The organism is Microcystis sp. BLCC-F210, assembly GCF_042134685.1.
Lineage (GTDB): Bacteria > Cyanobacteriota > Cyanobacteriia > Cyanobacteriales > Microcystaceae > Microcystis > Microcystis aeruginosa_D.
On sequence record NZ_CP169647.1, the window covers coordinates 2,450,277 to 2,471,299 of the forward strand.

The following is a 21,023-nucleotide window of genomic DNA, read 5'->3' on the forward strand; positions in this document are numbered from 1 at the left end:
ATCATTTTTGTCATACACAAACTGGTATAAAAAAAGGAGTAAAGAAAGTCCTCTACCTCTTGCATGATTTCCTGTCCTGATATGTAGCCTATACTCAACGGATTTAGTGTAATTAATTTTGCTTAGGTACTTATGAGCAGTATAGACATAAATTAGCTTACCAAATAAAAGCAAGTTCTAAGACAAATTGAGATAAAATACTTTCCCCTGATAAACTCTCTGGATTGGCTAAAATTTCTACTGCCTGTCCTTGACGATAAATTTCTACTTCTCTAGTTTTTCTATTGATTAACCAACCTAAACGACTGCCATTATCTAAGTATTCCTGCATTTTTTTTCTAGCAGTTTCTAGGCTATCACTAGGAGACATTAATTCAATGACAAAATCGGGAGATAGAGGTAAAAATCTTTCCTTTTGTTGCGGGGTTAAAGCTTGCCATTTTTCTAAAGGTATCCAAGCAGCATCGGGAGAACGATCGGCCCCATTTGGTAATTTAAATCCCGTGGAGGAATCGAAAACTACACCTAATTTATGTAGGTTATTCCATAACCATAATTGGGCAGTGATTCCAGCGTTAGAATTACCGGTTTCTCCTCCAGTCGGTGGCATAATAATTAAATCTCCTTTTGCGCTGCGTTCCAAACGTAAATCTCGGTTATCCTGACATAATTGAAAAAACTGTTCATCGCTCAGTTGCCAAGATTCAAATTTAATTTCTACTACTGTCATCATAGATTCTCTTTTTATAGAATTATAGAATTACCAAATATTATCAAGTTCTAAGACAAATTGAGATAAAATACTTTCCCCCGATAAACTCTCTGGATTGGCTAAAATTTCTACTGCCTGTCCTTGACGATAAATTTCTACTTCTCTAGTTTTTCTATTGATTAACCAACCTAAACGACTGCCATTATCTAAGTATTCCTGCATTTTTTTTCTAGCAGTTTCTAGGCTATCACTAGGAGACATTAATTCAATGACAAAATCGGGAGATAGAGGTAAAAATCTTTCCTTTTGTTGCGGGGTTAAAGCTTGCCATTTTTCTAAAGGTATCCAAGCAGCATCGGGAGAGCGATCGGCCCCATTCGGTAGTTTAAATCCTCCAGAAGAATCAAAAACTACACCTAATTTATGTAGGTTATTCCATAACCATAACTGGGCAGTGATTCCAGCGTTAGAATTGCTGGTTTCTCCTCCAGTCGGTGGCATAATAATTAAATCTCCTTTTGCGCTGCGTTCCAAACGTAAATCTCGGTTATCCTGACATAGTTGAAAAAACTGTTCATCGCTCAGTTGCCAAGATTCAAATTTAACTTCTACTGTCATTATTATCCCTAGCCTACTCTCGTCTAAAATTCATGGTAACGCGCTAGGGCAAGAGATGTTCTTGGATGAAATTAGTGTAAACATCTCCAGCTAAAAAGGCGGGAGTTTCCAGTATTTTACGATGGAAATCAATAGTCGTCGGTACTCCTGTGATCGCACATTCCCGCAGGGCGCGTTTCATGCGTTTAATCGCAGTTTCGCGATTTTCTCCCCAGACAATTAATTTTCCAATTAGGGAATCGTAATAGGGGGGGATTTCGTAATCGGTGTAAACGTGGGAATCCATGCGGACACCGGGCCCGCCGGGGGGCAGATAACCGCTAATTTTGCCGGGGTGAGGGCGAAAATTGTGATCAGGATCCTCGGCATTAATACGACATTCGATCGAATGTCCTCTAAATATCACCTGATCTTGCTTAATTAGCAGTTTTTCGCCCTGTGCTACCCGAATTTGTTCTCGAACTAGGTCTATCCCCGTGATCATCTCCGTGACGGGGTGTTCCACCTGAATACGGGTGTTCATTTCCATGAAGTAAAAATTACCGTGTTTATCGACTAAAAATTCCACGGTTCCCACCCCGACGTAATTAATCGATTTAGCGGCTTTAACGGCAGCATTACCCATTTTTGAGCGTAAATGGGGGGTTAAGAAGGGGCTGGGTGCTTCTTCTAGCAGTTTTTGGTGTCGTCGCTGAATCGAACAGTCTCTTTCTCCTAAATGGATCACGTTACCGTGACTATCGGCTAAAATCTGAAACTCGATATGTCGGGGACATTCGATAAATTTTTCTAGATATACTCCCGAATTGCCAAAAGCCGCTTCTGCCTCCCCTTGGGCGGCTTTTAACATATCACCTAGTTCATCTGCACTCTTGACAAGACGCATCCCACGCCCACCACCCCCAGCAGTGGCTTTAATCAGAACGGGATAACCGATGTCATCAGCGATACGCTTTGCTTCCGTTTCCGAGGTAATTAAACCACCACTGCCGGGGATAGTGGGAACTCCCGCTTTCTGCATGGTTTTTTTAGCAGTGGATTTATCACCCATAGCTAGGATAGCACTGGGGGACGGACCGATAAAAGTTAACTGATGATCGGCACAAATTTCGGCAAAGCGGGCGTTTTCTGCCAAAAAACCGTAACCGGGATGGATGGCCGTGGCGTTGCGTGTTAGGGCAGCGGAGATGATATTAGGGATATTTAAGTAACTTTTGCTGCTTGGAGGCGGACCAATACAAACACTCTCATCGGCCAATTGAACATGAAGGGCATGGCGATCGATGGTAGAGTGAACGGCAACGGTTCTAATGCCCAATTCTTCGCAACTATGAAGGATTCTTAAGGCGATTTCCCCGCGATTGGCGATTAATATCTTGGCAAACTGCATTGGACGACCACGAGATCAGGCTGGTGTGATAGGCGACTATTTAGTAGAATATCTGGTTTTGTTACCTTCGGGAAATCGGGTTGGGGAAGTGGGAAGTGGGGTGTGGGGAGAATAAATAAAATAATCTCCTGCCGAGCGCCGACCGCTTCTTTCAAGTCAGAGAATAAATAGCCTAAAATAGAAAGCTAAACTCTTGTTTCTGTGGCCTGCATCATGAATAAGTCCCCACGTCGTTACCATATCACCACCTTTGGTTGTCAGATGAATAAAGCTGACTCCGAACGCATGGCGGGTATTTTAGAAGATTTGGGGTTTCAATGGTCCGAGGATGCCAACGAAGCCGATTTAATCCTCTACAATACCTGTACAATTCGCGATAATGCCGAACAGAAGGTTTATTCCTATCTCGGCAGACAGGCTAAACGCAAACAAACTCAACCTGATCTTACTTTAGTTGTCGCCGGCTGCGTGGCCCAACAGGAAGGGGAACAATTGTTAAGACGGGTTCCCGAAGTGGATTTAATTATCGGTCCCCAACACGCAAATCGCTTGGGAGACTTATTACAACAAGTTTTTGACGGTTCCCAGGTGGTGGCCACCGAACCCATCCACATCATGGAAGATATCACCAAACCGCGCCGGGATAGCAATATTACCGCTTGGGTGAACGTCATCTATGGTTGTAATGAACGCTGTACCTATTGTGTGGTTCCGGGGGTGCGCGGGGTGGAACAATCTCGCACTCCTGCGGCAATTCGAGCAGAAATGGAACAATTAGGACAACAGGGTTATCAAGAAATCACCCTTTTAGGTCAAAATATCGATGCCTACGGACGGGATTTACCCGGAGTGACCGCAAGCGGCCGACATCTGCACAATTTCACCGATTTACTCTACTACATTCACGATGTGGCCGGCATTGAACGTCTCCGTTTTGCCACCAGTCACCCCCGCTATTTTACCGAACGTTTGATTAAAGCTTGTCAGGAATTACCTAAAGTTTGTGAACATTTTCATATCCCTTTTCAATCGGGGGATAATGATATCCTCAAGGCCATGAAACGGGGCTATACTCAGGAAAAATACCGACAAATTATTGCTAATATTCGCGATTTAATGCCGGATGCTGCCATTAGTGCCGATGCGATTGTCGGATTCCCCGGAGAAACAGAGGCACAGTTTGAGAATACTTTAAAATTAGTCGATGAGATTGGTTTTGATCAATTAAATACGGCGGCCTATTCTCCCCGTCCCGGGACTCCGGCCGCTATTTGGGATAATCAATTAAGTGAGCAGGTAAAAAGCGATCGCTTACAAAGATTAAATCATTTAGTGGCCACAAAAGCTGCTGAACGTTCCCAAAGATATTTAGGCAGAATTGAGGAAATTTTAGTGGAAGACGTTAATCCTAAAGATGCTAGTCAAGTTATGGGAAGAACTAGAGGCAATCGCTTAACTTTCTTTACGGGAAATATTGAGGAATTGCGCGGCACATTTGTTAAGGTTAAAATCACTGAAGTCCGTCCCTTTAGTTTGACGGGAGTGATATTTTAAGTAGTGAAAAAAGTCAATAGCTATCGGGAATAATTTGGTATTTTATGGATATTATCGCTATTTTGCAGCAAGATTATCAAAGATTTCCCCTCGATCAAACCTATGATATTTATGCTGATAACGTTTATTTTAAAGACCCTCTCAATCAATTTCGGGGGATTAAACGCTATCGAGAAATGATTGGTTTTATGGGTCAATGGTTCCAAGCTATTAAGATGGATGTCCACGCAATTGAACAGCAGGGAAATATTATTAATACCCGTTGGACATTGCACTGGACAACCCCTTTACCTTGGCGGCCTCGCATCGCTATTTCTGGCCGCAGTGAATTAACTCTCGATGACAATAATCTGATTATTTCTCATATCGATTATTGGGATTGTTCGCGCTGGGATGTGCTGCGTCAGCATTTACCTTTCCGCACTTCTTAACCATATTTTTTAACCAGAAAATGCCGACCAACGAGCGCTCGTTTGCTTGACAAAATCCTGTAAAAATGCTAGTCGTTGATTTTGTTCCCAAACCTGTTTAACTTTATTCTGCAAACTCGTCCAATTCCAATCATTATTCAGCTGCTCGTTAATTTCCTGTTCTTGGAAATATTCAACTAAACTTAAACCAGCTAAACGAGTTAAATAGGCTGCTCCAATTCCCTGCACTGTACCACCAGCAATATAAGTAATCGCATTTCCCTTGAGAATCGTTCCTAACGCTTGGGTTGTCACCTCTACCATGCCCAATTGTACCATCATTTTCCCCAGGGTAGTCATGGCTGTTTTTGCTTGTTCAAAGGACATTTTTTGTTGATAAATTGCCCCTAAATCCACTAACATTTGAGCGTTAGTGGCTGCCGCTAAAACTAAATCTAGGGCTACAAGAGGATTAGCAAAAGTGGCAGTAGCGGCTATCCATTGGTATTGTTCGATAACAGGTAAAGCCTTTTTATGTCGGGATTGATTAAGTAATTGTTTGGTTTCCTTGGCTAATTCGAGCGCTTGTCTCCAGATAGTTCCAAGAACTAATTCGGACTTTTCTTGTTCGATAATTTGTCGGAGATGATTATCTAGATTATCAATATCAATAGCTTGGGGTTCCGTCCATTCCTTGATTTCTCCATTGCTTTGATGTTGACGAACTTTTAGGGGTTCAGGGGCAGCTGCTATGGCTAAAATATGATGAGCGGGAATAGTTTCTTTTAGTCTTTGTTTCAGGGAAAGAAGTATTTCTTCTCTGGTTTCGGCGGGTAAACGATCCTGTTTATTCAGTAACAGAATAACACGCTGGTGCATTCGATCGAATTGCTGGAGAATTTGCCATTCGGAATCGCTTAAATCCCCATTGATGAGATACAAAACTAAGTCAGCTGCCAGAGACTTTTTCTGGTTAGCGGTGGAGTCGAAAGTTAGAAGCGGTTCCGTTTCCAGAAAAGCGACAGATTCCCCAAAGTTGCCGCTTTCTAGTAGTTTTTTTAGGGCAGTTTTACCAGTTTTTCTCGCACCGGTAATGGCGATTTTTAGGTCTTGGCGACTAAATTCTTGATTTAATTGGGTTAAACTGGTTTTGAGTGGGGTTAAGTCTTGATTGGGGTCTTCTTTGGCTAGATAATTAATTATCTTCTCGGCTTTGCTAATCCCTTGTTTAACTTTTTCTAGACTCAGGGGAGTGGGGGGGGAAAAATCGATTTTCGTGTTGGGTTTTTGCCAAAACCAGATACCAGCACCAAGAGCAATCGCACCGAAAATACCCCAGGAACCGATTTCGCTCACTGTACTATTGAGAGTTTCCCCCAGGGTGAAAGCGATGGTAATGCCTATCCCCGTTACTAAAATCGGTTTACCCAATCTTACCGTCATTTTTCCTCATCCTCGCCAACTGCTTTGATTATTCTAGCTTTTTTGTGCTGGATTTCATCCCAAAATCAACTTTTCAGCCGACAATTCCCTGGGTTCGTTCCGGCCGCTCTTGCCTAAAAAGCCTCAGATATGTCATAATGATCGATTGCGTGTAAATTTACCCGATCCCCTGTTGTTATGGCTAGTAAAAAAGGCGTTCGCCTAATCATCACTGTAGAATGCACGGAATGCCGCAGTAATCCCGATAAGCGTACCCCCGGCGTTTCTCGCTACACCACCAGCAAAAACCGTCGCAATACCACCGGCAGACTGGAAATCAAAAAATACTGTCCCCACTGCAATAAGCACACCGTCCACAAGGAAATTAAGTAAGCACACTCTAGTTAAAAAGTCAAGCAATCTTTACAAATCTATGAGCTACTATCGTAAACGTCTCTCCCCCATCTCCCCCAGTCAACCGATTGACTACAAAGACACCGAACTCCTCCGCAAATTCATCACCGAACGCGGCAAACTCCTACCTAGACGCATCACCGGTTTAACTTCTAAACAACAGCGAGATTTAACGGAAGCGGTAAAACGGGCCCGTTTAATGGCTTTATTGCCTTTTGTCAACCAAGAAGCCTAAATTCAGTGATCAGTGATCAGTAATCAGTCAACAGTGATCACTGAAAATAACACATATAAGTAATAGGACAAAATTAACTTCTTGGTGAGGATAGGCACTCATGGAAGAAGTAGTTGCTCTCCCCGGTTTGGTGGGTAAAATGTATTCTAAGATACATTCCTCCTAGCGAGGGGGTGGAACGAACCACAAAGACACAAAGGACACAAAGATCGATCGCCTCTATGGTAAGTTAAACTGGTCGCAACGCGCTCGCTACGCGAGATCACACAGAACCTAGAAGAGCCAAGTAGTTAGATATGTGTAGTTAATTGTATCTAGCTACTTAACTTAAAACTTAAACCTGATCACTGATAAGTGATAACTGGTCACTGATAACTGGTCACTGATAACTGATAACTGATAACTGATAAGCGATCTCAGTATATTGGGGTTGCTTTCTCGTTTTTGCAAAGAAATATATCGAAATCGGCAGCGGATAGGAACATTTGTGCGAGAATCTAAAGAAATTGTTAAATCGCCCTAGGAGTAGCCAACGATTTTGTGATTATCGATCCAAATCCACCAATTAGCACAAGGGGAGGCTCTTATGGAAAAGCAGCCATCAGAAATCGAGATCGAGCTAGACACACAGCTAAAAGCGGAGGATTCCGAGCAGTTTCTGCGTAGTATATTTAATTCCGTGCAAGCGTCGATTTTTGTAGTGGACGTGCTGGAAAATAGAGATTTTCGCTATGTGGGAGCAAACCCCGTTCATGAACGCTGGACAGGATTGCGTTCATCGGATATTAAAGGCAAAACTCCCGAACAAATCCTTCCCCCCGATGATGCGCGTAGTGTGCGGCAACATTACAGTGACTGTGTGCGTTACGGAACGACCATTTCCTACGAACAGTATTTACCTTTTCAAAATATACCCTACTGGTGGCTAACGACTTTAACACCCCTACGGGATAACAATGGGTGCATCTATCGTTTAGTGGGAACCAGCACCAATATCACCGAACGCAAACGGGCCGAAGAAGCTTTAAGATTACAAGCAGAACGGGAACAACTACTGGGGGTAATGCAGGAAAGAATCCGGCAATCGTTGGATCTCGATCGCATTTTGCAAAGAACCGTTAAAGAAGTGCGACAATTCCTCAACTGCGATCGAGTGTTAATTTATCGTTTATTCCCCGATCATAGTGGCATGATTGTGGTGGAATCCTATACCCCGAGGATTAATTCTGTCTTAGGAAACAGCATCGAGGATCCCTGTTTTAACTTATCCCCAGAACGTCTGGAAAATTATCGTCGCGGGAGGATTCAAGTTATTGAAAATGTTCATAATTCGGGACTTGATCCCTGTTATCGCAGCCTACTCACCTCTTTACAAGTACAGGCTAACCTAGTGGTGCCAATTCTCTGCGATAACCAACTCTGGGGGTTACTAATTGCCCAAAATTGCCAAAAAACTCGCTCTTGGCAATCCCAAGAAATCGATCTGCTCAAACAATTAGCCATTCAAGTGGGAATTGCCATTCAACAAGCAGAACTACACCAACGGGTAAAATGCTTGAATACTGCCTTAGAATCGGAGGTTCAGCAAAGAACCGCTGAATTGCAGATGACTTTGAAGTATGAAGCATTAATCGGACGGATTACCGAAAAAATTCGCGATAGTCTCGATGAAAATCATATTCTGCAAACCACCACCAAGGAATTAGTCCAGGTTTTACCCGTAGAAAGGGCCCAAATTGAGCTTTACAATCCCAGTCGCAGCAAAGCCACTATTGTCCACGAATACACCACCCAAGAGTTTATCTGTCAGGGAATTAGCCGTCAAATTAGCGATTTTCCTGAAATCTATCAACCGCTGCTGCACAAACAAGTTTTACAATTTGTCGATTATCTTCCCCTTGGCAATCCGCAAATCTGTCGTGTTAACCGTTGCGCTTGTCCTATCTTTGACGATCAGGGTTTTTTAGGCAATATTTGGCTAATTCGACCAGCTAATCAGATTTTTAACTCCTTAGAAACTAATTTGATTCAACATATTGCCACCGAATGTGCGATCGCTATTCGCCAAGCGCGACTTTACGAATCTTCCCAAGCACAAGTCAGGGAATTAGAAAAACTGGAAAGATTAAAAAGCGAATTCCTGAAAACCCTTTCCCATGAACTGCGAACCCCGATTACCAGCATTCGTCTAGCGGTGGAAACCCTAGAAAGTCTCCTAGAATATCAAGGGATCGAGATCGATCCACAGGATTCGATCGGTCAACTGTTACAAATTCTTAACATTGAATCTCAGCGTCAGAGTAAGTTAGTTAATGATTTGTTGACTTTAACCTATCTAGATGCGGAAACCGAACCTCCAGCGATCGAAACAATCGACTTACTTTCTTGGCTACCCTTATTAGTAGAACCTTTTCGTACTCTCACCCGCGAGCGACAACAGCAGTTAATTTTAGATATAGATGGCGATATACCGGAGATTAACAGCAATCTTTGTGATATCGAACGCATCATAGCGGAATTACTGACCAATGCTTCTAAATATACCCCAGAACAAGGGACAATTAGGGTAAATGTGAGGCGTGCGGACGAGCAAATATTAATCAGTGTGAGCAATTCAGGAGTAGAAATCGCTCCAGAGGAATTATCAAGAATATTTGCCCCTTTTTATCGTATTCCTAACCAAGATCCCTGGCGCTACAGTGGCACTGGTTTAGGTTTAGCTTTAGTCCACAAACTGATTAAACCCCTGAATGCCACCATTGATGTCACCAGTGCCAATGCTGTCACCACTTTTACCCTCACCTTGCCAATCTAGTCGAGCAGAAAACTTTTTAGAAAAAAACCTTGCAATTATTTCGAGGGCGTGCTATATTGATAAAGGACTAAAAAAAGCCGAGATAGCTCAGTTGGTAGAGCAGAGGACTGAAAATCCTCGTGTCCGCGGTTCAAATCCGCGTCTTGGCATCGCAAAAACACTAAAATTTGCCCTGTATTTACTTTCTACTCTGCTAGGTTTTAGACAGAAAACGGGTTTCTCCGAGAAACCCGTTTTCTACTCATGCAAAACTGAAAAGTCTCCCCAACCCGCAACCACTTTTTGATTTTTGGCTTGACGTGAGCGGTCACGGATTGAGATAATCTAACAAGTATGTACGACAATGAAATCCTAGACTCTAGCAACTCCTTAAATAATCCTCTCGATGGGAGCGATCCGGATCAAGCAGCGGAAATCCCCCCCGATCCCGAGGAAATGCTCTTATTGCTTACTTCTGCTCATGTTAGCGAGAGGATGATCGCAGCCCGCGCCTTTTGTGAATTGCGGGAAGAAAGAGCGATCGCTCCCTTACTAGAGATGTTAAACGATGTCTGTCCCCTGGTGCGTGTCAGTGTCGCCTACGCTTTGGGTCGAAATCCCAGTCTTAGCTCTGTGGCTCCCTTAATCGATTTACTGGCCAGAGATTGGAATGGTTACGTCAGAAAAGGGGTTGTTTGGGCCCTAGGTAACTGTGGCGATCGCAGAGCGATCAATCCCTTGGTTCATGCTCTTAAAACTGATATTTCGGCGGTACGATTATGGGCCGCTAGTAGTTTGGCCCAGATTGCCAAGGTCAATTATGAAGATATCATCACCGTGTTGCCGCCTTTAATTGAAGGATTGCGCCGAGATTTAATCGCAGCGGTGCGGAGTAATTGCGCTTGGTCGATCGGTCAATTATGCCGAGAATTGCCCTTAAATGTGATTTATGCCACGGCGATCGATGCTTTGATCGAGGCCTTGGTGGAAGACGAGGATTTAGGTGTCAAGGAAGATGCTAGGGGTGCTTTATTAAAAGTGGGCGACCCGAGAGGATTACAATTGATCGAGGAATTAGAGCTTGAAGGAATTATCTAAACCGCTAATTTTGGGCGTTACGGGGGCATCAGGACTGATTTATGCTGTCCGTACCCTCAAATATCTACTTTTAGCCGACTACACGATCGATCTAGTGGCCTCCAGATCAGCTTACACTGTCTGGCAAGCAGAAGATAATATTCGGATGCCGCCAGAACCGGAGCTGCAAGAACAATTTTGGCGCAGTCAATCCGGGGTGATGGAAAGGGGAAAATTACGCTGTCATCGTTGGGGTGATGTGGGGGCAACGATCGCCAGTGGTTCCTATCGCACCCTTGGTATGATAATTATTCCCTGTAGCATGAGTACAGTGGCCAAATTAGCGGGGGGATTAAGTTCCGATTTGCTAGAAAGAGCGGCCGATGTGCAGATTAAGGAGGGCAGAAAATTGGTTTTAGTGCCGCGAGAAACCCCTTTTAGTTTAATTCATCTGCGTAATTTAACTACTTTAGCCGAGGCGGGCGTTAGAATCGTGCCAGCAATACCTGCATGGTATCACCATCCCCAATCGATCGAGGATTTGGTCGATTTTGTCATTGCTCGTACTCTCGATCAGTTAGATATCGATTGTGTGACAATTAATCGCTGGCAAGGACATTAACAGTTATCAGTTATCAGTTATCAGTGGGTAAGTTATCAGTGGGTAAGTTATCAGTTATCAGATGTAAGTTTTAAGTTAATTAGTTAGTTAGTTAGTTATCTTTAAGTAGTCGTGCAAAATTAATTTCCTAGTAAAGATAGGCAAAAGGCAAGAGGCAAAAGGCAAGAGGGGGTTAGATATGTGTAATTAATTTTGCTTAGGTACTTATCTTTATACCTGTTTACTGTTTACTGATCACTGTTTACTGATCACTGATCACTGAGTCAAGGGAGGTAAAAATGGGCTGGATTATGGTCTTATTTGCGATTGCTGTAGGCGGATTACTGATCTGGCAGAATCTGGGGGTGATCACTTTGGTCTTTTTTGGCGGTATTATGACGGTGAAACTGCCCCTAGCGGTCTGGGTGTTACTTTTCACCCTAGCGGGAATTATTAGTGGTTTAACCCTGCAATTTCTCTATAGTTTTGGTCGTCCTTTGGCTGCCCCAAAAGCTTCCCCTCCTATAGCCAATAATCCTACAGTTCCACCCCCATCTCCCCGACCTACCCATATTCAAGATACTGCTGCGTATCCACCCCTTCGACGTAGCTCAGGGCAAGCGGGTAACGATTGGGAAAGAGATAGCGGTGATGATTGGAATTTTGATGCACCCCCCCTTCAACGTAGCTCAGGGCAAGCTGAAAAACCGACTACCATTCAGGATCGGGAAGAATTCCCGCCTAGGGTTGCCGATCGGGAAAAAGCGAATTTTGTCAAGCCCCCACAGGACAGTTCTCAATCTGGCTCAGTTTATTCCTATAGTTACCGCACAGCCAAACAGACTCGCGGGGAAAAAGCCGATCAAGTGTACGATGTCAATTATCGGATTATTACGCCCCCTGCCGAGGATGAAAACCAACCCTTCGACGTAGCTCAGGGCAAGGATCGGGAGGTAAACAAAGGGGATGAAGAGGAGTGGATTTAATTTTCCCTTCGACGTAGCTCAGGGCAAGGACAGAGTGGAGGTTTCTACCCGAATCCCTCAGAGAAGATAGACTTTTCTGGCCTTGTCTCCTGTCTTACAATGGTTAAATCTAGGTTGTGCAGACAGAGCGCCATGAAACACACATTATCCGTATTAGTTGAAGATGAAGCGGGAGTTTTAACCCGTATTGCTGGATTATTCGCCCGTCGCGGCTTTAATATTGAAAGTCTGGCCGTGGGTCCTGCTGAACAGATGGGAGTTTCTCGCATTACGATGGTAGTACCGGGGGACGAGAACAGCATCGAACAGTTAACTAAACAACTTTACAAATTAATTAACGTCCTCAAGGTGCAGGATATCACCCAAACCCCCTGTGTGGAAAGGGAATTAATGCTGATTAAAGTTAATGCTACCGCCGATCGCCGAGCAGAAGTGATCGAATTAGCGCAGGTATTCCGAGCGCGGATTGTGGATATTTCCGAGGAAACCCTGACCATCGAAGTGGTGGGGGATCCGGGTAAAATGGTGGCGATTATGCAGATGCTAAATAAATTTGGCGTTCGTGAGGTGGCGCGTACCGGTAAAATTGCTCTGATTCGCGAGTCGGGAGTCAATACGGAATACCTCAAAGCTTTAGAGGCTAAAATGGCAATTTAGGCATATTGGGGATGAATTAGGGGGTTGGGGTGTTAGGGTTTTAGGGTGTTAGGGTTTTAGGGTTTTAGGGTGATGGGGTTTTAGTTGAAATTTACCACTTCCCCATTCCCCCACTTCCCCACTTCCCCATTCCCCCACTTCCCCATTCCCCCACTTGCCTATTGCCTTCAGAAGCTGATAACTGATAAAAACTATGTCTAACCAGTCGCCGAAAACCCAAATTAGTCAACTTGTCACCGTTGCCGTGCAGAAATTGCAAGGAAAGGTAAATTTTCAGGCGGTAAATCTCAAAAAAGGGGCGAGAGTTCCCGAATTACGCATTAAAAACGAGAATGGCAGCGGGGAAAGCAAATATCCCCTAATCGGCGATCGCTATTTGTTGGGTCGTAGTTCCAGTTCCTGTGATATTACTATCCGTAATAATGTGGTTAGTCAGATTCATTGTTCCCTACAGCGTGACCCGAAAAATCCCCATAATTTCCTACTCACAGACGAAAACTCCACTAACGGGGTTTATATGGGTAAACGTCGTCTCAAAAGCTTTTCCCTGCGTCATGGTGATACCTTTACCCTGGCCCCCCCAGACTTGGCCAATTGTGTCACCATCTCCTATTACTGTCCCCCTCCCCTGTGGGCGCGACTTTTGCGCTATGGTTTCTATGGTGCGGGGGGTATTTTCGGTTTATTAGTTCTAGGGATTATCTGGGAAAGTCGCAGAGTTAATGTTTATCCGCTCCCTTCCGGGGTGAGCGGTCCGGTGGTAGTTTACCCTAGAGATGGTCAAACTCCCCTCAATCCCATGGGACAGGAAACTCACCAAGAATTAGATAATCTGAGCGATTTTTCTCCCTATTTGCCTAAGGCGGTTGTCGCTTCCGAAGATAGTCGTTTTTACTGGCATTTTGGCGTTGATCCTTTGGGGATTGTCCGGGCTGTTATGATTAATTGGCAAGGTCGGGGCATTCGTCAAGGGGCCAGTACCCTAACTCAACAGTTAGCGCGTAGTTTATTCCCAGAAGTCGGTCGCCAAAATACTGCCGATCGCAAACTCAGGGAGGCTGTGGTCGCTTTACAATTAGAGGCGGTCTATAGTAAGGATACAATTCTCAAAACCTATCTCAATCGAGTTTATCTCGGTCTGGCCGGTTACGGTTTTGAAGACGCGGCTCGCTTTTATTTCGATAAATCCGCTAGAGATTTAGATATCTCCGAGGCTGCCACCCTTGTGGCTATGTTACCCGCCCCGAATCTATTTAATCCCATTCAAGATTACGACACTTCCGTACAAAAGCGCAATCTTGTCATCGATCGCATGGCTCAATTAGGCATGATTTCCCCAGAAGCGGCGGCCAGCGCCCGCAGATCCCGCATTGAAATCAGTCCCCAAGCCAAAAAATCCTTATCCCGTACGATTGCACCATATTTTTATAGTTACGTTTTCGAGGAATTACAGGATCTTTTAGGGGAAGAAGTGGCCAAAGAGGGCAATTTTATCGTTGAAACCAGTTTAGACCGCCGGCTGCAAGCGATCGCAGAAAAAAGCTTAAAAACTCATATTTTAAATCAAGGTTCCCGCTATCGATACTCCCAAGGTGCTTTAGTTACCCTCAACAGTCAAACCGGGGAAATTCTCGCTTTAGTCGGGGGAGTTGATTATCAAAAAAGCCAATTTAACCGCGCTATCCAAGCTAAACGTCAACCCGGTTCCACTTTTAAGGTATTTGCTTATGCTGCCGCCCTAGAAAAGGGAATATCGCCCTATAAAACCTATACCTGCGCTGGACTCTCTTGGCAAGGACAGGCCTATTCTCCCTGTGAACGCAGTAGCGGGGCCATCAATATGTTTCAAAGTTTAGCCCGATCGGAAAATAGTGTCGCCCTTCGCATTGCTCGTGAGGCAGGATTAAGTAATGTGGTCAATGTGGCGGAACGTTTGGGGGTGAAATCACCTTTAAATGCTGTACCGGGGCTAATTTTAGGGCAAAGCGAGGTAAATGTTTTAGAAATGACCGGAGCTTATGGGGTTTTTGACCACGGTGGGCGCTGGAATCGTCCCCACGCCATTAAACGCATTCTCGACGCTTCCGACTGTAAAAATGTGGAGGATTTGAGTACCTGTCGGGTTATTTATGACTATGGCGAGGATAACGAGAGAAATCAGCAGGTAATCTCCCCTAAAACCGCCGAAACGATGAATAGTTTATTGCGGGGGGTGATAACTAATGGTACAGGAGGCGCTGCCAGTATTGGCATGGGAGAAGCGGGTAAAACGGGAACTACTAATAATTATGTGGACCTCTGGTTTATCGGTTATCTTCCCCGTCGCGACTGGGTGACGGGCATTTGGTTAGGGAATGATAATAATTCTCCCACTTCCGGCAGCAGTCAACAGGCAGCGCAGTTATGGGGCGATTATCACCGTCAGTTAATCACTACACAAAATTAATCCCAATAAGTAGTCGTGCAAAATTAATTTCCTAGTGAAGATAGGCAAGAGGCAAGAGGCAAGAGGTGGTTAGATATGTGTAATTAATTTTGCTTAGGTACTTAGGGTTTGCCAGCAATTCTCATTTTGAAACGATTTTGCGTTGTTTCAGCGATCTAGAGATTCGTTAAGAATTATTAACCCCTCTAGGTGCAAGGGTTTTAATGTCATGAAACCTTAAAATGAGAATTGCTGGGGTTTGCTGAATAAATTTGAAATGTAGGCAAAGTAAAGGTTTTGGGGCTTTTCTCGCGAAACAGGTGCAAGATTTTGAGAGAATCGTCGTTCAAAACCTTGCGTCTTCATCGGCCCGCATCCTGTAGGGGCGAAGCATTCGGACAATAACCTATCGGTGAAAAGGTAGATTTTCTATCCGAATGCTTCGCCCGTACTTATTCAGCAAACCCTACTTAGGACTAGCTACTGTTGCCGTTGCCTGTTCCAGAGTTCCCTCAAACTAGAGACTTCCTACATAATAAGGGTGTCTTAGCCCCAGCTAAAACACCCGTACTGATTATTTCTGGGGGCTTAATTTTCCCGCAAAAATCAACAATTGTCCGACTCACCCCAGGGGATGGACAGGGGTAGATTAGATAACGACAATATTGGCTTGAGTGAAGGGTGTTGGGAATTGTGGAGTGAAAAAATTTGCGATTCGAACCGAACTAGCGCCACCAACACCATCTACGTCAAACCATAAAGAACCATTGCTAGTATTGTAGATAAATCTTTGATCTGCAGTAGCAGCGCTATTGACTCCCGCAGCAGAACGGAATTGTGCAGCACTCAAAGGACCAGCAGTCAGTCCACCACCGAAACCAGCGGCGGAAACATTGATAACATCACCTTCAGAGGCGTTAAAACCCCCGATCCAATCAAATCCTTCGATGGGACTGTTGAAAACAAAATTGTCAGCACCAGCACCACCAGTTAAAGTATCGATTCCAGCGCCGCCGACTAGGGTATCGTTTCCATCACCGCCGACTAGGCTATCGTTGAACCCACTGCCTGTGATGAAATAGGAATCAGTGGTGAGGAGATTCCAGATCCCATTTACTTGCGGACCCGACGCTTTCGTGTTAACAATACCGCCGCTTAGTTGATAAGTGCCAGCAGACCCACCTCTAACAAAGGTAAGGCTATTTGCTAACAGGGAAAAGGTCTGAGGAGAAAAGCCTCCACCGACCCTGGAAAGGGTCGCGCTATCAGCAGGTCCGAAGTTGGTTATTCTCCACGCTGTAGTAACGCCGCCGGTTAAAAGGCCCTGGGAAGTGAGATTATCCTCGGTAATGGTAATGCCTGGTCCTAATATAGAAATGGGGGTATCAGTAAAGGTGTTCAGGAAAGCGGCAACTGACGTAGTCACAGCAGGATTGAAAGTAACACCAACGGAGCGGCCAGCGAATGATGTAGTTACAGTGGGCATGGTTTTTCCTTTGAATGATATGTTTGAATGTGAAGAGTCTGATAGTCTTCCTCCCGATTATTATATACCGAGAAAAAAAATACAACCCTGTTTTCTCGGCCTGTTTCCTGAATTGTTGCTAATGTTCGTTATTTTACATCAGGTCAAGTTTTTATCAATTTTGGGTTAATTTTTGGCTGGGTATGACATAAATCACCCCAGAAATTAAAGTTAATGTCACCGATAGCCAAAAAGCCCCCTGAGCAATTAAATTATATTCAGAAGGCAAGGGAGCGATTAAGAGAGCGATAGCAATAATTTGGCTGACTGTTTTGCTTTTTCCCCACCAATTAGCCCCTTTTATGTCGCTATTTCCCGTTAAATTCGGATTAATGCGCCAACCAGCGATCGCTAATTCCCGAGCGAGAATCAAAAATACTCCCCAAGCAGCAATTACATCCATTTCAATCAGAGCTAAGAGGGGAGCGAGAACCAGTAATTTATCGACCAAAGGATCGAGAAATTTACCTAATTCGGTGATTTGATTGAATTTTCTCGCTAGATAACCATCGAGCCAATCGGTACTGGCAGCAATCAGAAAGATAATTAAACTTAACCAGCGATCGATTTCTGTGCCTTGATGCAACCAGTATAAAATTAATGGCAGTCCCAAGAGTCGCGATAGGGTAATCGAGTTGGGTAGGTTCATTTTTCAGTAAACAGTAAACAGTAAACAGTAAACAGTAAACAGTAATCAGTAATCAGTAAACAGTAAACAGTAATCAGTAATCAGTAATCAGTAAACAGTAAACAGTAAACAGTAAACAGTAAACAGTAATCAGTAATCAGTAAACAGTAATCAGTAATCAGTCAAAAGGCAGCTCTGAGCTTGTCGCTTAATAAGTAGTCGTGCAAAATAAATTTCCTAGTGAAGATAGGCAAGAGGCAAGAGCGGGGTTAGATATGTGTAATTAATTTTGCTTAGGTACTTACTATCTATTCACTGAAAACTGATAACTGAAAAATGATAACTGATAACTGATTTTAGCTGGCTAATTTGAGATCGAAATTACTTTGTTTATTGCCTAATTGCCTGAGCCAACGATAATTATAAGCTAAAGCACTCCAGAAGGTGGGATAAACGGCATAATTAACGCCAAATTCTTGGCAAACTTCCGCTAAAATTGGGGCTATCTTGGGGTAGTGAATATGGCAAATTTGCGGGAAAAGATGGTGAACGACTTGATAATTTAATCCTCCTAAATACCAATTTAAAAAGATATTTTTAGGGGCAAAATCTACGGTAGTTCGTACTTGAAAAATTGCCCATTCGTCTTCGATTTGATTGGCTGCCGAGGGTTGAATAAATTCGGCGGGTTCCAAAACGTGAGCTAACATAAATACATGACAGGCAAGCAATCCATAGGTCATAAAAACAATGAGAAAACCGATCGCTATTTCTAGGGGACTATAACCAACTAAGAGAGGAATGCCAATAAACCAAAAGAGATAAACAACTTTTCCGCTCAATAAAACAAATAGATCGATCGCTTTAGGATTGGGAATTTTAATCTCGCCAAAACGATGACGAAAGAGGATAGAGCGCACATCGGAGAATGACCAATAGATAGGAATTATACCGTAGAGAATTGGGATAAATAAATGTTGATAACGATGATACCATTTATGCTCGGCATGGGGAGTCATTCGCACGATACCATCGCCGTGAATTTCCACATCGTAGCCTAAAACATTGGTGTAGGTATGATGGAGATAGTTATGACGAAAACGCCAGAGATAACTGGAAGCACCGATGATATAATCGTAGGCCGTGCCAAGGAGAGAATTAACCCATTTTTTACTAGAATAGCCACCATGGTTGGCATCATGACCAATGCTAAAACCAATCCCTGCTAATCCTGCTCCTAAAACCAGACAACCGATGATTTTTAGCCACCAGATATCGGGACCAAAAAGCACAAATAACCAAGCGGCAATTACCCAAGTTAAAATCGTGATCGTCTTCAGGTACATGGCCAAATTATCTCTGGTGGGGATGCCGTTTTCGGTAAAATAAGCATCAACCCGTTTATTCAATTCCTTTCTAAAACCCTGATTTTCGGTAAAGGTTACTCGCATTCCTATTTTTGTCCTAGATGTTGGTATGACGGCAATTTGTGGCAGCTCATAGTGAATTTATGGGTCTTTTACTGGTTTGCTAAGGCTGTCTCACTACAACTGATAGTTTCTCATCAGTCTCTCATCTATTGTCAGAGAAAGAGGTGCGCTTGGCAAGGGAATCGCTGAATTTATTTGCTACTTTTGCAGAAAATCCTCGGTTTTTACCTAATCAGATATCAGATACCTGTAGCCGGTGATAGAGATGAGCGTTAGGTACTTTTGTACTACCATTAAAGCCATTGAAGGCGATCGAGTTTTCTGGTGCGAAGTGCCACAATTAAGAGGATCGATCAATGCGATCGCTGGAAAGGTGGCAAATGATGAAGCGGTGTATCTTGATCTGTGGCAATGGTTACAGAATGATCCTAATAACCAATTAGTCAAGTCTCATTGGATGGTTTTTTTACAATATCGCTCCTGTATGGTAACTCAAAGGGTCTATCAAAATGTTGGCGGTCGGATCGATGCTGATTATGAAACCCTATTCTACTATTTGCTGAATTTGCTGGCTACGGCAATCACCAACAATCCTAGCAATTTTTACGGCAACTTTCAGGATCAAAAGACCAAACTGGGATTTTTTCGCTTAATCTTAGAAAAATGGACAGATAAAAAATTAAGAAATACTCTCTATAATTTCCTGCGAGGAGAGCGGCAATTGAAAAATTAAACGCATCAACCTCAAAAGTTGACAAAGAAAAGCTGACCAGATACTGTCTGATCAATACAACAACCTATCAGACCTAAAAATGAAGCACTCAACATCTTAATATAGAACAAACAAACTTATTCTACTAACTTAGTCAAGAGAAAAAATTTATCTCAACGGCAAATGACCGTTTTGCTCAGATGTCATCAAAGCACAATATCACGAAAATAAGTAATCAAAATTCCCTCGGATGCTATCTACATGACACAGTATAAGCTAAGAGCGATACTTGCTCTAAAAATCTCAAACAACCCTTTAAAAATGTCAGCAATTTCGGTCTATTTACGGATTATGTGCAATTAACTTAATCCTTGTTTTTCCTATTTTTGAAATCTTAAAAATTAATGATGCAAGAGGTTAAATGAATAGCTAAGTAGGTAGGCGTTAAAAATTATCAGATGCCCTCCTTATTAAGGGTAATCGAGGGGGGATCAAGGGGGGATCGGCACCCCCCTTATCAAGGGGAGCAGGGGGGATCGAACCTAAAATCCATTTTAATTTTAATTATAACCAGCTACTTAATATGTTAAGATATGCCTAGATATTTGTAAACTTTTTCCTTTGTATGGATATCGTTATTATCGAGGATGAAATTGAAATCGCCCATTTGATTCAGCAAACTTTAGAGCGGGAATCATTTACTTGTCATCTGGCTTATAATGGTAGGGTAGGACTAGAACTATTTTATCAAAAGCAACCAGATTTAGTGATTTTAGATTTAATGTTACCGGAATTAGACGGACTAGAATTGTGTGCTAGAATTCGCCAAAAACCCGGGACAAAAGACCCCTATATTTTAATGTTAACCGCTAGGGGAGAAGAAATCGATCGCATTATCGGTCTATCTACGGGAGCCGATGATTACATGGTCAAACCCTTTAGTCCCCGGGAATTAACCGCTCGCGTAAGAGCTTTATTAAGACGTAGTTTAAGACACGATAGCCAACCCCAACAACTCCATCGCAGCCGTCATTTTATTATCGACTTAGATCAACATTCTGCTCTTCGTAAATTGGAGGGAATGCCAGAGGAAACCCTCGATTTAACCACCCTAGAATTTAATTTATTAGCTACCTTTGTCAGTTATCCCAATCGCGTCTGGAGTCGCACCCAATTAATCGATAATCTCTGGGGAAATGATTTTTTTGGCGATGAAAGGGTAGTAGATACCCATATCCGACGCTTACGCAAAAAAGTAGAACCCGATCCTGCTAATCCGATCTTTATCAAAACTGTAGTCGGTGTCGGTTATAAATTTGAGGATGACATTATCTAGAAACTATTGATCGGTAATTGGCAGTGAGCAGTTATCAGTTATCAGTTATCAGTTATCAGGTGTGAGTTTTCAGTGAATAGTATTAAGGGACAAACTC

General features: G+C 43.3%; 19 protein-coding genes and 1 tRNA gene. 13 read left to right on the plus strand and 7 right to left on the minus strand.

Annotated features, from left to right (window positions below; genetic code table 11):
* Positions 1–157 precede the first annotated feature (157 nt).
* From ACE3JL_RS11800 to accC, 3 genes are read right to left on the minus strand one after another with little or no spacing between them, the layout of a single operon-like run.
* Complete coding sequence (locus tag ACE3JL_RS11800) at positions 158–733, minus strand: Uma2 family endonuclease (RefSeq protein WP_375329546.1); 576 nt, start codon at positions 731–733, stop codon at positions 158–160.
* 27 nt (positions 734–760) lie between these two features.
* The gene (locus ACE3JL_RS11805; RefSeq protein ID WP_375329547.1) at positions 761–1,330 is read right to left on the minus strand and encodes a Uma2 family endonuclease; all 570 of its coding nucleotides are present in this window, start codon (positions 1,328–1,330) and stop codon (positions 761–763) included.
* A gap of 43 nt (positions 1,331–1,373) precedes the next feature.
* A complete protein-coding gene (gene accC / locus ACE3JL_RS11810; RefSeq protein ID WP_271988750.1) occupies positions 1,374–2,720 on the minus strand; it encodes an acetyl-CoA carboxylase biotin carboxylase subunit in 1,347 nt (448 codons plus the stop codon).
* A 213-nt stretch (positions 2,721–2,933) separates the two neighbouring features.
* Here accC and miaB point away from each other — a divergent pair, with 213 nt between their 5' ends.
* Positions 2,934–4,274, plus strand: coding sequence for a tRNA (N6-isopentenyl adenosine(37)-C2)-methylthiotransferase MiaB (gene miaB / locus ACE3JL_RS11815; protein WP_271988751.1), 1,341 nt, complete (start codon positions 2,934–2,936; stop codon positions 4,272–4,274).
* A 44-nt stretch (positions 4,275–4,318) separates the two neighbouring features.
* A complete protein-coding gene (locus ACE3JL_RS11820; protein WP_375329548.1) occupies positions 4,319–4,705 on the plus strand; it encodes a DUF2358 domain-containing protein in 387 nt (128 codons plus the stop codon).
* 9 nt (positions 4,706–4,714) lie between these two features.
* Here ACE3JL_RS11820 and ACE3JL_RS11825 read toward each other — a convergent pair whose 3' ends face one another.
* The gene (locus ACE3JL_RS11825; RefSeq protein WP_375329549.1) at positions 4,715–6,127 is read right to left on the minus strand and encodes a DUF697 domain-containing protein; all 1,413 of its coding nucleotides are present in this window, start codon (positions 6,125–6,127) and stop codon (positions 4,715–4,717) included.
* 177 nt (positions 6,128–6,304) lie between these two features.
* Here ACE3JL_RS11825 and rpmG point away from each other — a divergent pair, with 177 nt between their 5' ends.
* The 9 genes from rpmG (at position 6,305) to ACE3JL_RS11870 (ending at position 15,316) form a co-directional block, all read left to right on the plus strand.
* Entirely contained in the window at positions 6,305–6,499 is a 195-nt protein-coding gene (rpmG, locus tag ACE3JL_RS11830; RefSeq protein WP_002734724.1) for a 50S ribosomal protein L33, read from the plus strand.
* A gap of 40 nt (positions 6,500–6,539) precedes the next feature.
* A complete protein-coding gene (rpsR, locus tag ACE3JL_RS11835; RefSeq protein WP_002732313.1) occupies positions 6,540–6,755 on the plus strand; it encodes a 30S ribosomal protein S18 in 216 nt (71 codons plus the stop codon).
* Positions 6,756–7,341: 586 nt separating this feature from the next.
* Entirely contained in the window at positions 7,342–9,570 is a 2,229-nt protein-coding gene (locus ACE3JL_RS11840; RefSeq protein WP_271988754.1) for a GAF domain-containing protein, read from the plus strand.
* 76 nt (positions 9,571–9,646) lie between these two features.
* Positions 9,647–9,719, plus strand: a tRNA-Phe gene (locus ACE3JL_RS11845).
* A gap of 184 nt (positions 9,720–9,903) precedes the next feature.
* The gene (locus ACE3JL_RS11850; RefSeq protein ID WP_271988755.1) at positions 9,904–10,647 is read left to right on the plus strand and encodes a HEAT repeat domain-containing protein; all 744 of its coding nucleotides are present in this window, start codon (positions 9,904–9,906) and stop codon (positions 10,645–10,647) included.
* Positions 10,631–11,248: a flavin prenyltransferase UbiX gene (locus ACE3JL_RS11855; protein ID WP_375329550.1), complete on the plus strand. Its 618-nt coding sequence runs from the start codon at positions 10,631–10,633 to the stop codon at positions 11,246–11,248. The genes ACE3JL_RS11850 and ACE3JL_RS11855 overlap by 17 nt, the downstream gene beginning before the upstream one ends.
* A 278-nt stretch (positions 11,249–11,526) precedes the next feature.
* Entirely contained in the window at positions 11,527–12,213 is a 687-nt protein-coding gene (locus tag ACE3JL_RS11860; RefSeq protein ID WP_271988757.1) for a hypothetical protein, read from the plus strand.
* 132 nt (positions 12,214–12,345) lie between these two features.
* On the plus strand, positions 12,346–12,870 hold the full coding sequence (gene ilvN / locus ACE3JL_RS11865) for an acetolactate synthase small subunit (RefSeq protein WP_043999720.1): 525 nt from the start codon (positions 12,346–12,348) through the stop codon (positions 12,868–12,870).
* Between the two features lie 193 nt (positions 12,871–13,063).
* Complete coding sequence (locus tag ACE3JL_RS11870) at positions 13,064–15,316, plus strand: PBP1A family penicillin-binding protein (RefSeq protein ID WP_375329551.1); 2,253 nt, start codon at positions 13,064–13,066, stop codon at positions 15,314–15,316.
* A gap of 628 nt (positions 15,317–15,944) precedes the next feature.
* Here ACE3JL_RS11870 and ACE3JL_RS11875 read toward each other — a convergent pair.
* The 3 genes from ACE3JL_RS11875 to ACE3JL_RS11885 form a co-directional block, all read right to left on the minus strand.
* The gene (locus tag ACE3JL_RS11875) at positions 15,945–16,721 is read right to left on the minus strand and encodes a calcium-binding protein (RefSeq protein WP_375329552.1); all 777 of its coding nucleotides are present in this window, start codon (positions 16,719–16,721) and stop codon (positions 15,945–15,947) included.
* Positions 16,722–16,935: 214 nt separating this feature from the next.
* Positions 16,936–17,469 (minus strand): CDP-diacylglycerol--glycerol-3-phosphate 3-phosphatidyltransferase, encoded by a 534-nt coding sequence (gene pgsA / locus ACE3JL_RS11880; protein ID WP_375329553.1) that lies wholly within the window; start codon positions 17,467–17,469, stop codon positions 16,936–16,938.
* 335 nt (positions 17,470–17,804) lie between these two features.
* Complete coding sequence (locus ACE3JL_RS11885) at positions 17,805–18,899, minus strand: acyl-CoA desaturase (protein ID WP_271988309.1); 1,095 nt, start codon at positions 18,897–18,899, stop codon at positions 17,805–17,807.
* A 244-nt stretch (positions 18,900–19,143) separates the two neighbouring features.
* Here ACE3JL_RS11885 and ACE3JL_RS11890 point away from each other — a divergent pair, with 244 nt between their 5' ends.
* On the plus strand, positions 19,144–19,611 hold the full coding sequence (locus ACE3JL_RS11890; protein ID WP_375329554.1) for a hypothetical protein: 468 nt from the start codon (positions 19,144–19,146) through the stop codon (positions 19,609–19,611).
* A 604-nt stretch (positions 19,612–20,215) separates the two neighbouring features.
* Positions 20,216–20,926: a response regulator transcription factor gene (locus ACE3JL_RS11895; protein WP_002737246.1), complete on the plus strand. Its 711-nt coding sequence runs from the start codon at positions 20,216–20,218 to the stop codon at positions 20,924–20,926.
* The last annotated feature ends 97 nt before the right edge of the window (positions 20,927–21,023 follow it).